Origin of the sequence: Pseudomonas frederiksbergensis (assembly GCF_900105495.1) — a bacterium.
Classification (GTDB): domain Bacteria; phylum Pseudomonadota; class Gammaproteobacteria; order Pseudomonadales; family Pseudomonadaceae; genus Aquipseudomonas; species Aquipseudomonas frederiksbergensis.
In genome coordinates this window covers 876,732-890,003 of the sequence record NZ_FNTF01000002.1, presented here as the reverse complement: position 1 = coordinate 890,003, position 13,272 = coordinate 876,732, and the positions used below count along the sequence as shown (strand labels likewise).

The window sequence follows — 13,272 nt, the reverse complement described above, 5'->3', positions numbered from 1 at the left end:
CCCACACTGACCGCATTCCTCCAGGGGCTATGCCGCGTCGCTGAAGTCGTAGTGCAATTCATTATCCCGGGCGCTGATTCGCACCCCTGCCAGCGCTTTGCCTTCGAGCATGCGGGTGAGGAACTCGCGGCTCATGTCCGGCAACAGGCTGTTGGTCAGGATGGTGTCGATCATCCGCCCACCGCTCTCGGTTTCGGTGCAGCGGGAGACGATCAGGTCGATCACCGCGTCGTCGTAATCGAAGGCCACTTTATGGGTGTTCTCCACGCGCTTTTTGATGCGGTTGAGTTGCAGGCGGGTAATGGCCTTGAGCATGTCGTCGTTGAGCGGGTAGTACGGAATGGTCACCAGCCGCCCCAACAATGCCGGCGGGAAAATCTCCAGCAGCGGCTGGCGCAGGGCCTTCGCGATTTCTTCGGGCTCGGGCACGTTTTGCGGGTCTTTGCAGACCTGGGCAATCAGCTCGGTACCCGCGTTGGTGGTCAGCAGGATCAAGGTGTTCTTGAAGTCGATCACTCGGCCTTCGCCGTCCTCCATCACGCCTTTGTCGAAGACCTGGAAGAAGATCTCGTGCACGTCCGGGTGGGCTTTTTCCACCTCGTCCAGCAGCACCACGCTGTAGGGTTTGCGCCGCACGGCTTCGGTCAGCACGCCGCCTTCGCCATAGCCGATGTAGCCCGGTGGCGCGCCCTTGAGGGTGGACACGGTGTGAGCTTCCTGGAATTCGCTCATGTTGATGGTGATGACGTTCTGCTCGCCGCCGTACATGGCTTCGGCCAAGGCCAGGGCGGTTTCGGTCTTGCCCACGCCGGAAGTGCCCGCGAGCATGAACACGCCAATCGGTTTGCTCGGGTTGTCGAGGCCGGCGCGGGAGGTCTGGATGCGCTTGGCGATCATCTGCAAGGCATGGTCCTGGCCGATGATGCGTTTCTTCAGGTGCTGGTCGAGGTTGAGCACGGTTTCCAGTTCGTTGCGGGCCATGCGGCCCACCGGGATACCGGTCCAGTCGGCGACCACCGAGGCCACGGCCTGGTAATCCACGGTCGGCAGAGTCAACGGGGTTTCCCCTTGCAGAGCGCTCAGACGCAGTTGCAGGTCCACCAGTTTCTCGCGCAGAGCGTGGCTGTCTTCACTGCCAACGTCACGGTCTACCACACCAACGCTTTCGCGCAGGATGGCGCGGGTGGCGAGCAGTTCGTCCACCAGGGTTTTCTCTTCGGCCCAGCGGCTTTCGAGTTCGGCCAGGCGTTCGCGCTCGGCGGCCAGCAGGTTTTCGCTGTTGCTCTGACGGGCGCCGATGACGATGCCGATGGCGTGCTCGCGGGCGATGATTTGCAGTTCGGTTTCCAGCGCCTCGATGCGGCGACGGCTGTCGTCCACTTCGGCCGGCACGGCGTGCAGGCTGATGGCGACCCGGGCGCAAGCGGTGTCCAGCAGGCTCACCGATTTGTCCGGCAACTGGCGCGCCGGGATGTAGCGATGGGACAGCTTGACCGAGGCTTCCAGGGCTTCGTCAAGGATCTGCACCTGATGGTGTTTCTCCATGGTCGAGGCCACGCCGCGCATCATCAACAGCGCCTTGTCTTCGGATGGCTCGGCGACTTGCACCACCTGGAAGCGGCGGGTCAGGGCCGGGTCTTTCTCGATATGTTTTTTGTACTCGGCCCAGGTGGTGGCGGCCACGGTGCGCAGGGTGCCCCGGGCCAAGGCTGGCTTGAGCAAATTGGCCGCGTCCCCGGTACCGGCGGCGCCACCGGCACCGACCAGCGTGTGGGCTTCGTCGATAAACAGGATGATCGGTTTTGGCGAGGCCTGGACGTCTTCGATGACCTGGCGCAGGCGCTGTTCGAATTCACCTTTCATGCTCGCGCCGGCCTGCAACAGGCCGACATCGAGGCTGCGCAGTTCCACGTCCTTGAGCGCCGGCGGCACGTCACCGGCGACGATGCGCAGGGCAAAACCTTCGACCACGGCGGTTTTGCCGACGCCGGCTTCACCGGTCAGAATCGGGTTGTTCTGCCGACGGCGCATGAGGATGTCCACCAGTTGGCGGATCTCTTCGTCACGCCCGACAATCGGGTCAAGCTTGCCACTGCGGGCCTGCTCGGTGAGGTCGACGGTAAAACGCTTGAGCGCTTCCTGCTTGCCCATGGCGCTGGGGGCCATGGCGCCGCTGGCTTCACCGGGCACGCTGCCGGCGTTGAAACCGTCGCTGGCGCTGAGCGCATTTTCCGGCGAGTCACCGACGTATTCGTCAAAACGCTCGCTCAGGGCCTCGACCTTGATTTTGTCGAACTCTGCCGACAGCCCGAGCAGCCCGTGGCGCAGGCTCGGCGTCTTGAGGATGCCCAACACCAGGTAACCGGTACGCACCTGGCTTTCGCCGAACATCAGGCTGCCGTAGACCCAGCCACGTTCCACGGCTTCTTCCACATGGGAGGACAAGTCAGTGATTGAAGTCGAGCCCCGTGGCAAACGGTCCAGGGCTTCGGTCAGGTCCCGGGCCAGGCGTGCCGGCTCGATATTGAACTGGCGGATGAGACGGTGCAGGTCCGAGTCCTGCAATTGCAGCAACTGATGAAACCAGTGGGCCAGTTCCACATAAGGGTTACCGCGCAACTTGCAGAACACGGTGGCGGCTTCGATGGCTTTGTAGGCCACGCTGTTGAGTTTGCCGAACAACGCGGCGCGACTGATTTCACCCATGCTCTTAGCTCCTTGAGGTTTGTGAGGTGTTGGCCTGCTCGGCGTAATGCCGGGCCAGTATTAAGTCCTTGGCATCTTTTTCGGGCTTGCCCAGCCAGGTATTGAACCCCAGGCGGAAGCGGCCATTGAGCTGCAGCGCCGGTACTTCGGGCTGTTTCAGAATCAGGTTCAGATCCCAGTCCAGTTCATGGCCCAGGTATTCGGCGACCCAGGCCACCAGCTCATTGAAGGGTTGGCTGCCGGGCAACATGCTCATGTAGTCATCGAGCTTGAGTGGCCCCAGGCGAATGCGGAATTTGTGCTGGCGATCCCAGACGTAACGGCCCAGGCAAAAATCCATGCCCAATTGATGGGCGCTAACGCCCACGCGGCTGCGTTCCGGCAGTTCCAGCCATTGGCCGACGTACTCTTCAATCGCCACTGGCAGGCCGAAGTACTCGCTGAGAATGGCCTTCAAACCGTCCGGGTAGCGGGTTTGTGCTGACAGATGCCCGCTGTAATGCAACTTCGCCGTGTCGGGGATCAGCCCTTGTTTGAGCAGGCTCGGCATGCCCCGACCGCTCAGTGCTGCCAGGCGTGCCGACCAGTAGTCATCGTCCGGGCGATCGTGGCTGACCGTCGGCCGCGCTTCGGCCCAGGCCCGGTAAAACAGACTCAGCAGACGGTGATGGAACACATCCAGGAAGCGTTTGCTGGTGCTGTCGGCGTTGTTACGCTGACGTTCGCGCACATATTCGGTGAGGTGCAGCGGCAGCGGGCCGTTGGGGCCGCCGAGGCCGAAAAAAAACTGCTCCAGGCGCGCCGGCGCACCATCGACACCCGGCTGGACCGACGCCAGGGTCGCCGGGGCGAAGGTGCAATCGGCCTGTTGCCCAAGGCGCAGCGGATCATCGGCCAGGCGCAACGAATGGCCCAGGCGCGGTAGCTCAGGCGATTCGCACTCGATGCGCCGCAACGCCTGGAAGAAGTCGTATTCCCAGGGCTCTTGGTGCATCGCGTCCAGAGTATTCACAGGGTCGGACGGCGTCCTGGCTTGGCTTTCCATCGCATGATCTCGCCGCGTTCGGTGGTACGGATCACCGTCTCGGTAAAACTGTTGATCGACACGTAGCGTGCCAGGAAGCGCTCGAACACTGCACCGAGCAAGAAGACTCCAGTGCCGCGAAACGCGTTTTCATCGAATTCCAGGGTGATCTCCAGGCCACGACCAAACACGATCGGGCCGGGCATCGGCAGGCGTCGGGTGCAGGCCTTGCTGCTGACTTCGCGCAGGCCTTCGATCTGCAATTGCAACGCCGCGTCGTTGCTGTCGCCGTACAGGCGCAGCAGTTCGCGCAGGGCGGCGGCGCCTTCGCCTTGTTCGCTCAGGGACAGGTAATTCAGCGACAGCTGGCTGATCAATCGCCACGCCTTGGCGTCATGGGCATGGCTGGCGCGTGGACGGCTCGGGCCTGCCACGCAGCGCACCGCCGCCACAGGTGCGCTGTCGGCCAGGGTGAAGTCGGTCTTGCTGTTGCCCACACTCATGAACAGCGGCAGGTCGCGGTTGGTGCACAACGCGGTGACACCCAGTTGGCGCAAGTCGTGGCGATAAGGCGCCTGCTGGCTGTCCACCAGGCTGACGAAGGTTTCGCTGCCGATGTACGTCGAGCGCGGGCCGTTGCGCCGCTGGCCGCTGGACAGCACGCGGGGTTCGCGCCGCACCGTGTACCAGGCCTGGTCGCGGCCGTAGCGAGATGGATCGCGTACCGCATAGAACGGCAAAAAAGGCTGCTCCGACCCGGTGCCGTGGCCGGTGAGGGTGGTCAGGGAATGAATCTCGAAATCCATTGGCCGGGTGCGGTCGGCGATCACATGGTGTTCATTGACCCGTTCCGACAAGTGGATGCGATCAAGGCGCTTGGGAAACAAGTTGATTGCCGGGGTGCAGAACGGCAGGAACTGCGCGGCTCCGACGCTGCCTTCCAGGCTCGGATCGTGACGGTCGAACAGCACGATCAATTCCAGTTCCTGGCCATTGCAGCGCTTGACTGCACGGCTCAACTGGGTGAAATCGACAAACAGAAAGCGCTGGGGCAGGGCGAAGTATTCCTGCAACAGGCGATAGCCCTGGAAGGCTCGCGACACCACCGGCAGCGCGGCGTCGGTATCGTCGAATCCCTGGGAGCGCAGTGCGTCCTGCGGCAGGCGTTCCACCCAGTCGGCGCCGGGCTGACGGACGAACACGGCACAGGCATTGCCCAGCAACTGTTCATAGAGACGGAAGGGCTGCTCGTCTGCGCCACTGAGGTACAACGGCAGGTTGTCCAGGGCCAGACTGTTGAACGGCAGTTCGGCGCCGGTGCGCAGGGTCAGGCGCAGGCCGGCCTTAGCCTTGGGCTCGCTGGCGGCCAGGCGCCCGAGCACGGCGGACGGGTTGCCGAAGTACTCGGCCTGGCTGACCTGCAACGGCCACAACGTCACCGCATGGGCGGTGCGGTACTCGCAGCAGGTTTGGCTTTCGCGGCCCAGGGCGGCGCGCAGGACCGTGTCCCGGGGCAGCGGGAAGCCGCTGCTCAGCGAGCCTTCATCGGGGTCGGCCTGCAATTGCACCACGGTCATCGACGGTGTCGGCGCCAGGTAATGGGGGTACGCGATTTCCAGCAGGTTGTGGGTGAAGGTCGGGTATTCGGCATCGAGCTTGAGCTGTACCCGCGCCGTCAGATAAGCAAACCCTTCCAGCAAGCGCTCGACGTACGGGTCGGCGCAGTCCATGCCGGACAACGTCAGCCGACTGGCGATCTTCGGGTATTCCTGAGCGAACTCCGCCGCGCTTTCGCGCACGTGGTGCAATTCCTGGTTGTACAGCTCCAGCAGGCGCGGGTTCATGAGCGTCTCCGCTGATCGGCGTTGATCACGCGCACATGGCCGGATTCCAGGTCCAGGTCGGTTTGCAGCATCAGGCGCAACGGTACTGGCTGGGCCCAGAGATCGCCTTCGATCTCGAAACTCAGGGCGTTGTGGTTCATCTCGGCGGATGCCCGGGCCCGCACGCGCAAGGTGTTACGCAAAATCCGCGGCTCGAACGTGGCGATGGCCTGGTGGATCAACGCTTCAAGCGCCGCGATATCGACATTCGACGCACTGTTGCCGGCCAGGGCTGGCAGCCCGAAGTTGATCACCGACGTGCCGGCCGGGGTGTGCAACGTCGCATCGGCGCCGAGCAATGAAGTGGTGTTGAGCAGCCACGCCAGGTCACGCAGCACCGAGGCTTTCAGTTGAGTCAGGGAGAGCACGCGCTTGTCGGCGCTTTCCTTGAGGTTGCTCGGGTCGTCATCGGTCAACCGGTCCAGCAGGGACGGTTGCAGACGATCGCGGGTGGCGATTTCGGTTACCACGAGAAATGCGCCACGAAACTTTTCTGGTCCATGACGCCGGTCATGCAGCCAGCACTATGAGCGACTTTCGACACTTCCATGGGCTGGCCTTTGATTTGGCGGATGGCCTGATACCGAGCGTCACAATCATGGCTCGGAGCGGGTTCAGGTGTGGAGTGCTCCACGATAATGATTTGGGCGTTGTTGAAGATTTCGACCCGTGGCTGACCTTTTCGGTCGACACTCAGAAAACAAGGCCACGGCATGTCTAGTTTCAAGAGGATTTGGTCCTGTTTGCGCAAGGCGCATTGCTGATCGTGGTTTTCCAGGGTCAGTGTTTGTCCGGCAAAAATGACTTGGTTGCTGGGTGCCGCGAGTTGCTTTTGTTCGGCCCAGGCATTAGCGCTCAACAGGAGGCCGCTAGAGAGCAGAATCAACAGGGTTCGCTTAGTCATTTCAAGCCTCAAAGCCAACCTGTCATAAGTGATACGCAAAGTCGTGGGCGATTGCATGTGAAGTCGCTTACCAAGTGAAAAGCGCTGTGTAGTCTTTCTGATCGCCTGCACCGCGCAAGCAACTGGCACTGGGTGCGACGATCGAAGGTTCGAGCTGGCCGTTGATTTGACGAATGGCGCGGTACTCGGACCGGCATTCACGACTGTTCGCTGGGTCAACGTTCACATGCAGCACGATCACGATCGGTACGTTGTTGAAGGATTCGACGTGAGGTTTGCCCTGTCGGTCGACAGCAAATTGGCAAGGCCATGGCATTTCGAGGGGCAGCACGCTCTGATCCGGTTTACGCAACACGCATTGCTTCTGATCGTTCTCCAGCATCAATCGTTGTCCGCCCAAGGTGACGACTTGATCCTCGGAAGCTGGAGTAGTTTCCTGGCCGGCACACGCCCACAGGCTCGGCAACACGCAGCACAAGGCCGCCAGGTTTCGGCTGGATTTGATCATGTCAGCTCCCAGAACCAGATGGCTCTGGATTGGTAGGTAAGGTCACTGTAACGGCCGATGGTAAAACCGCGATTCCAAAGGCCGATATGGTCGCCCGTGCGATTTTCTGCAGCTTCCCCAGGCTGCCGGAAACAGTCCTTGAAGAAGATGAGCCCGGTCTTGTCTTTCAACTTGCGGCGTTCTTCGGCACTTCCACCGAGAATCAGTGGCCGCCCCAGATGGTGCTTCCATAACCAGTTCGCCAGCGACTCGGCTCCCCTGGCATGTTCATGCGCACATTTGGGTTCGGTATAGGTAGATTTATTGACCTTGATGGTCAGCTCCGCATTGAGCGTCATGCTCATACGGATAGCGCACTGGTTTGCCCACGGACCGTCGCAAGGCTTTGCGTCAGGATGAGTAACCAGCAGATCGGAATACGCTTTCCACAAATTAATAAACGAAGGCTTGGCCATGACTCAGACACCGCAGGGAAAGGATTGGATTCGAGCAAGCACCAAAACACCCCCGGCGCATAACGCCGGGGGCCTCTTCGATTACACCTTGACGTTCTGGCGGATGTTCCAGCCGAACTTGACCGGCCCGCCGTCCTTGGTGCCGTCGGCTTTTTGTGGCTGATAGTCCACCAGCACCTTGGCGAAGTTCAGGGTGACGTTTTCGGTCAGGCGATCATCGCTGCCCGAGCCGCCGGTGCTCAGGGAAGTGATCAGCACTTCTTCCAGGTTGATGATCATGTACTCGACCTGGCTTTCACCGCCGGCCTTGCGCACGGTCAGCTTGACCTTGTCGATGTGCTTGCCGCTGGCGCAGTGCATCATCAGGTTCGGCGTGGCCTTGTCGACGTATTTGGTCAGCGACAGGTCCTGGATATTCACCTTGCCGGCACCGCCGCCGCTGCCCACGTGCATGTTGCCGGACTGAGCCATGCCCCAGCTCCAGTTCAAGACGTCGATTTCGTCCTTGTGGGCCTTGTCCATGGACTCGCCCTTGATGTCGCCGATCTTGATGAAAATATCAACAGCCATGTTTTCTCCCTGTGTGGTCTCTACCACATTGTTTGGTTGACGCCGACCTTGCGAAATCTGTTCAAAGCTACTGCAGAATCACGCTTTCTCGAGCCTGGTCCAATGCCAGTAAAGGCACAGAACCTGTGGGAGCCGGGCTTGCCCGCGATGCAGGCACTGCGGTTTTTCAGCAGAACCGCGTTGATGCCATCGCGGGCAAGCCCGGCTCCCACACAAGCGTGCCGCTGCAGTCTTTTATGCGCCTTTGGCCGAAGGCAGCTTGGATACCAGGCGCAGCGACACGGTCAGGCCTTCGAGCTGATAGTGCGGGCGCAGGTAGAACCTGGAGTTGTAGTACCCCGGGTTGCCTTCCACATCCTCGACGATCACTTCGGCCGCAGCCAATGGATGCTGGGCCTTGGTGGTTTCGGTGGAGTGCGCCGGATCACCGTCGACGTAGTTGAGGATCCAGTCCTGCAACCAGCGCTGCATTTCGTCCTTCTCTTTGAAGGAGCCGATCTTGTCGCGCACGATGCACTTCAAGTAATGGGCGAAACGGCAGGTGGCGAACAGGTACGGCAGGCGCGCAGCCAGGTTGGCGTTGGCGGTGGCGTCCGGGTCGTCGTACTCGGCCGGTTTCTGCAACGACTGGGCGCCGATGAACGCGGCGAAGTCGGTGTTTTTCTTGTGCAGCAGCGGCATGAAACCGTTCTTCGCCAGTTCCGCTTCACGGCGGTCCGAAATGGCGATTTCGGTCGGGCATTTCATGTCCACGCCACCATCGTCAGTCGGGAAGGTGTGCGCCGGAAGGTTTTCCACTTCACCGCCAGACTCCACGCCACGAATGCGCGAGCACCAGCCGAAGTGTTTGAACGAGCGGTTGATGTTCACCGCCATCGCGTAAGCGGCGTTGGCCCAGGTGTACTTGGAGCTGTCGGCACCGTCGGTGCTTTCTTCGAAGGCGAAGGCCTCCACCGGATCGGTCTTGGCGCCATACGGCAGACGCGCGAGGAAGCGCGGCATGGTCAGGCCGATGTAGCGCGAGTCTTCCGATTCGCGCAGCGAGCGCCAGCCGGCGTATTCCGGGGTGGTGAAGATTTTGGTCAGATCGCGCGGGTTCGACAGTTCCTGCCACGAGCCCATGCCCATCACGGTCGGCGAGGCGGCGGCGATGAATGGGGCGTGCATGGCGGCGCAGACTTTCGACAGTTCGCCCAACAGTTCCACGTCTGGAGGCGACTGGTCGAAGTAGTAATCGCCCACCAGGCAACCGTAAGGTTCGCCGCCGAACTGGCCGTATTCTTCCTCGTACATCTTCTTGAAGATCGGGCTCTGGTCCCACGCGGTGCCCTTGAATTTCTTCAGGGTCTTGTGCAGATCATTCTTGGAGATGTTGAGCACGCGGATCTTCAGTTGCTCGTCGCTCTCGGTGTTGTTGACCAGGTAGTGCAGGCCACGCCAGGCGCTTTCCAGTTGCTGGAAATCGGGGTGGTGAATGACCTGATTGACCTGAGCGGTGAGCTTGGCGTCGATGGCGGCGATGATCGACTCGATCGACTTGATCGCGTCGTTGGACACCAGGTCGGTCTGTGCCAGGGCCTGTTCGGCCAGGGTGCGCACGGCGGTCTCGACGGCTTCGCGGGCACGGTCGGTCTTGGGTTTGAATTCTTGCAGCAGCAGGGAGGCGAACTCGCTGGCTTCTTCGGTGGTGCTCAGTGTCTGAGCGTCTGCACGTACTGAATCGGTCATGATCATTCGTCCTGATTAAGCCTGAGGCTCGGCTGGCTTCGGCGCACTGGCAAGTGCCTGGAGCAGCGCCGGATCCTTGATGGCCTTCATGATGATTTCTTCGGCGCCAGTCTTGCCGTCCATGTAGGTCAGCAGGTTGGCCAGTTGGGTGCGCGCTTCGAGCAGCTTGTTCAGCGAGTCGACCTTGCGCGCCACGGCGGCGGGGCTGAAGTCGTCCATGCTTTCAAAGGTGATGTCCAGGCTCAGGTTGCCTTCGCCGGTCAGCTCGTTGGGCACGTGGAACGCGACGCGTGGCTGCATGGCCTTGAGGCGCGAGTCGAAGTTGTCGACATCCACTTCGAGGAACTTGCGATCGGCCACGGGTGCCAGAGGCTCGGCGGGCTTGCCGGCGAGGTCCGCCATGACGCCCATGACGAAGGGCAACTGGACCTTTTTCTCGGCGCCGTAAAGCTCGACGTCGTACTCGATCTGCACTCGAGGCGCACGGTTGCGCGCGATGAATTTCTGAGAACTTTGCTTCGCCACGTTGCTGCTCCTGGTCGCTCAAGCGACGGTGTTGGCGTCACCGGTGATACCGGTGACGTGACTGCGTGATCCGTTCGCTTTTATTCGCTGTCTGGTCCGCGCAGATTTTCAAATTGGCTCATGCCGTCGGGAATCAGATTGCGCACGATGGCCGCAAAGTCGGCGTGCACCAGATTCTTCGCCCGGTTCAACAGCACCGGCAGCGGGCTGGAGGGCTCATGACGGGTGTAGTACGCAAGAATCCGGTCCAGGCTGCGCAGCACGTCGTCGCGGTTGTTGATCTCGCCAGTGCCGGTACTGCGCGGAGCACTCGGTGCGCTCGGTGTAGTGGCGTATTCAACCGGCGCGGCGCTGTCGTCGCCGAGGGTATCGGGCAGGGGGCTGTCACCGCTCTGTGGGGCGAACTGGCCGAGGATCTGCAAAGCCATTTTGAGCGGTTGCTTCAACGGGCCAAGGTCAACGCCTTGGGCGGAACCAACTTGTTCGCTGACGTGCTGTTCGATGGCCTCGGCAGCACCGCGGGCCTCGTGCAGGGCGGCGCGGGTGATTTCAAGCTGTTCGGGATCGCTGTCGAGGAACGCCCCGGCGAGTTGCTCGGCACCGAGGTTTTCGTCAGGGAAGCTTTGCAGCCCGCTGGCGTTGGCGGCGGCGCGCAGGCTGACAGGGCCAAAGGCACGCGAGCGGGCCAGGATGCTTTCGCGCAGCAGGCGAACGGTGACATCGGAGGTCAGGCCGGCGAGGGCATTGATGCGCACGGTGGGGTCGTTGTTGTCTTCGGCATCCAGGCGCGGATGCAGGTCGGCCCAGTATTGCTTGAGCAATTCACTGATCAGTGTCAGGACGCGGGCCAGGCCGCTGACGCCTTCGAGGGCAAGGGAGCTTTGCAAAAGGAAATGGGTGATGCGCAGGTCTTTGCTGCGTTGCAACAACGCCAGGCTTTGCTGCTGGATGCTGCGCCATTCTGGGGGTTCGGCAGGCAATATCGAATCGCCCATGCTGCGCTCGGGCTTGCCTAGGGAGTCGCGTTCCAGGTGCAAAAAATCCGCGTCATATTCCAGATCTTCGCCACAAGGCGAAGTCGCGGACACGGCGGCGAGCAACAAAGGCACTTCCACTGAATTTGATCTCCATATCGCCCGCTCGAGAGTCGGGCAGTTCCATGTTAGTTCCAAGTGGAGCTTCACATGTTTCCTTGAATGTAATGGCCCTTTAGATGCGCGGTGATCTTAAAGTGCCATCATTCATATTCAAGAAGTTGTGCATTTTTGGTGTAGTACTTATGGCTTGTCAAGGTAAGCTATTTCCCCTGTGTGACAGATGTGAGGTGCTTAACAACCCGCGCGACCAGTGGGTCGAGGCGGGCACTGGTGCAGGTTTTTTGTCACGAAAGACGGTTAAGATCAGCAATCATGCTGGTAAAACGTGGTTTTTCAGGTTGTTTGCAAGGGTTGTCGGCGAGTCGCTCGGGCGTTAAGTCCCTCACTCGCCCGCGCGCAAAGTGTTCAGCAAGGAGGCAAGATGTCGCTGTGTTTGACTATCACTAGTTATCACAAAATTACCCCTGGTCAGTGCTCTGAAAAATCCATGGATCAGGGTGTGATGGCGATTGGCCGCAATTTGGATAATGACTGGATATTGCCTGACCCCGAGCGCTTGGTGTCCGGCAAACATTGCGTAATTCAATACAAAGATGGCCGCTACTACTTAACCGATAACAGCACTAATGGTGTGGAATTGGTCAAGGCCGGTATTCGTTTGCGCAAAGGAAACAGCGAGCCATTGCAAGATGGCGAAGTTATTAGAATCGGTGATTACGAAATCCAGGCGCGCATCGACTTCAGTCTGCCGGCGACCGACAGCAACCCTTTCGCTGATTCGTCCAACAGCTTCGAGGCCATGATGGGGCGTCAGGGCGCCGTTGCGACTACCCCGACGTCGTTGCCCATGACACCACCTGCACATTTTCAGGGTGTGTCGGCAATGGACACACTGCCAGACCTGTTCGACTTCCTGGCACCGACCACCGTCCCGCCGGCCACCCAGCCCGACCATGTCCCGGCCGAGCTGCATGACTTCCGCCCACCGACCCCGATACCCCATCCAACGCCTGTGATCGAGCCTGTGCCGCAGACGTCAATGCCGGTGATTCCGGAAGATTGGGATCTGTTCAGCGACACGCCTGTGCCGGTAGCGGTCGCCCCTTTGCCGGTCGCAGAGGTTGCGCCGCCCCCCATGCCTGAACTCCGCGTGCCGATCGAGCCGGCCCCCGAACCGCCCGCGGCCATCGTCGAACGCCCGGTCAATCCGGTCAGTTCGGCCGACAACGCTCAGCCCGACCTGTTGCAAGCCTTCCTGCGTGGCGCCGGGCTGGATCAGTTGCGCCTGGACAAGGCCCAGGCCGAAGCGCAGATGGAAAGCATCGGCCGCAGTTATCGGCTGATGGTCGAGGGCCTGATCGATGTCTTGCGTGCCCGCAGCAGTCTCAAGGGCGAGTTCCGCATTCAGCAGACGATGATTCAACCGGTGGAAAACAATCCGCTGAAATTCGCGCCCAATGTCGATGAAGCCTTGCTGTTGCTGTTGCGCCAGAGCAATCAGGCGTTCATGGCGCCGGACCTGGCGGTGCGCGACAGCTTCGATGATTTGCGTGCCCACCAATTGGCAGTGATGGCCGGTGTGGAAGCGGCGATCAAGCACCTGTTGGCGCGCTTCGAGCCGGCGCAACTGGAAGAGCGCATGGGCAAACCCGGTGGCCTGTCGAGCATTTTCAATGGCTCGCGACAGGCCCAGTACTGGCAGCAGTTCACCGAGCTCTACAGCAATATTTCCCGTGAGGCCCAAGAGGATTTCCAGGACCTGTTCGGTCGGGAATTCAGCCGCGCCTACGAACAACACAGTACAAGGCAGCGTCGCGGCTGAGCGCGCCATTCATAGCAAAAAATGGAACAACGGATAGCTGAAACGTCATT

12 protein-coding genes are annotated in these 13,272 nt (G+C 60.7%); 1 reads left to right on the top strand and 11 read right to left on the bottom strand.

Annotated elements, in window-relative coordinates:
- Positions 1-27 precede the first annotated feature (27 nt).
- From tssH to tssA, 11 genes are all read right to left on the bottom strand, one after another.
- Complete coding sequence (gene tssH / locus BLW70_RS04740) at positions 28-2,706, bottom strand: type VI secretion system ATPase TssH (protein WP_074872064.1); 2,679 nt, start codon at positions 2,704-2,706, stop codon at positions 28-30.
- Positions 2,707-2,710: 4 nt separating this feature from the next.
- A complete protein-coding gene (gene tssG, locus BLW70_RS04735) occupies positions 2,711-3,751 on the bottom strand; it encodes a type VI secretion system baseplate subunit TssG (protein ID WP_074872062.1) in 1,041 nt (346 codons plus the stop codon).
- Positions 3,715-5,574 carry a type VI secretion system baseplate subunit TssF gene (tssF, locus tag BLW70_RS04730; RefSeq protein ID WP_074872061.1) on the bottom strand — a complete coding sequence of 620 codons (1,860 nt, stop codon included), beginning with the start codon at positions 5,572-5,574 and terminating at the stop codon, positions 3,715-3,717. Before tssF ends, tssG begins: the two co-directional genes overlap by 37 nt.
- Entirely contained in the window at positions 5,571-6,083 is a 513-nt protein-coding gene (tssE, locus tag BLW70_RS04725) for a type VI secretion system baseplate subunit TssE (protein ID WP_074872059.1), read from the bottom strand. The genes tssF and tssE overlap by 4 nt, the downstream gene beginning before the upstream one ends.
- The gene (locus tag BLW70_RS04720; RefSeq protein WP_235864985.1) at positions 6,077-6,574 is read right to left on the bottom strand and encodes a hypothetical protein; all 498 of its coding nucleotides are present in this window, start codon (positions 6,572-6,574) and stop codon (positions 6,077-6,079) included. The genes tssE and BLW70_RS04720 overlap by 7 nt, the downstream gene beginning before the upstream one ends.
- 10 nt (positions 6,575-6,584) lie before the next feature.
- The gene (locus BLW70_RS04715; RefSeq protein ID WP_074872055.1) at positions 6,585-7,025 is read right to left on the bottom strand and encodes a hypothetical protein; all 441 of its coding nucleotides are present in this window, start codon (positions 7,023-7,025) and stop codon (positions 6,585-6,587) included.
- Entirely contained in the window at positions 7,022-7,480 is a 459-nt protein-coding gene (locus BLW70_RS04710; RefSeq protein ID WP_074872053.1) for a T6SS effector amidase Tae4 family protein, read from the bottom strand. Before BLW70_RS04710 ends, BLW70_RS04715 begins: the two co-directional genes overlap by 4 nt.
- 81 nt (positions 7,481-7,561) lie before the next feature.
- A complete protein-coding gene (locus BLW70_RS04705; RefSeq protein WP_074872051.1) occupies positions 7,562-8,050 on the bottom strand; it encodes an Hcp family type VI secretion system effector in 489 nt (162 codons plus the stop codon).
- Between the two features lie 234 nt (positions 8,051-8,284).
- Positions 8,285-9,778, bottom strand: coding sequence for a type VI secretion system contractile sheath large subunit (gene tssC, locus BLW70_RS04700; protein ID WP_074872049.1), 1,494 nt, complete (start codon positions 9,776-9,778; stop codon positions 8,285-8,287).
- A 15-nt stretch (positions 9,779-9,793) separates the two neighbouring features.
- Positions 9,794-10,303, bottom strand: a complete 510-nt coding sequence (tssB, locus tag BLW70_RS04695; RefSeq protein ID WP_007894500.1) for a type VI secretion system contractile sheath small subunit — start codon at positions 10,301-10,303, stop codon at positions 9,794-9,796.
- A gap of 80 nt (positions 10,304-10,383) precedes the next feature.
- Positions 10,384-11,418, bottom strand: coding sequence for a type VI secretion system protein TssA (gene tssA / locus BLW70_RS04690; RefSeq protein WP_074872048.1), 1,035 nt, complete (start codon positions 11,416-11,418; stop codon positions 10,384-10,386).
- Positions 11,419-11,821: 403 nt separating this feature from the next.
- Here tssA and tagH point away from each other — a divergent pair, with 403 nt between their 5' ends.
- Entirely contained in the window at positions 11,822-13,222 is a 1,401-nt protein-coding gene (gene tagH, locus BLW70_RS04685) for a type VI secretion system-associated FHA domain protein TagH (RefSeq protein WP_074872046.1), read from the top strand.
- Positions 13,223-13,272: the final 50 nt, after the last annotated feature.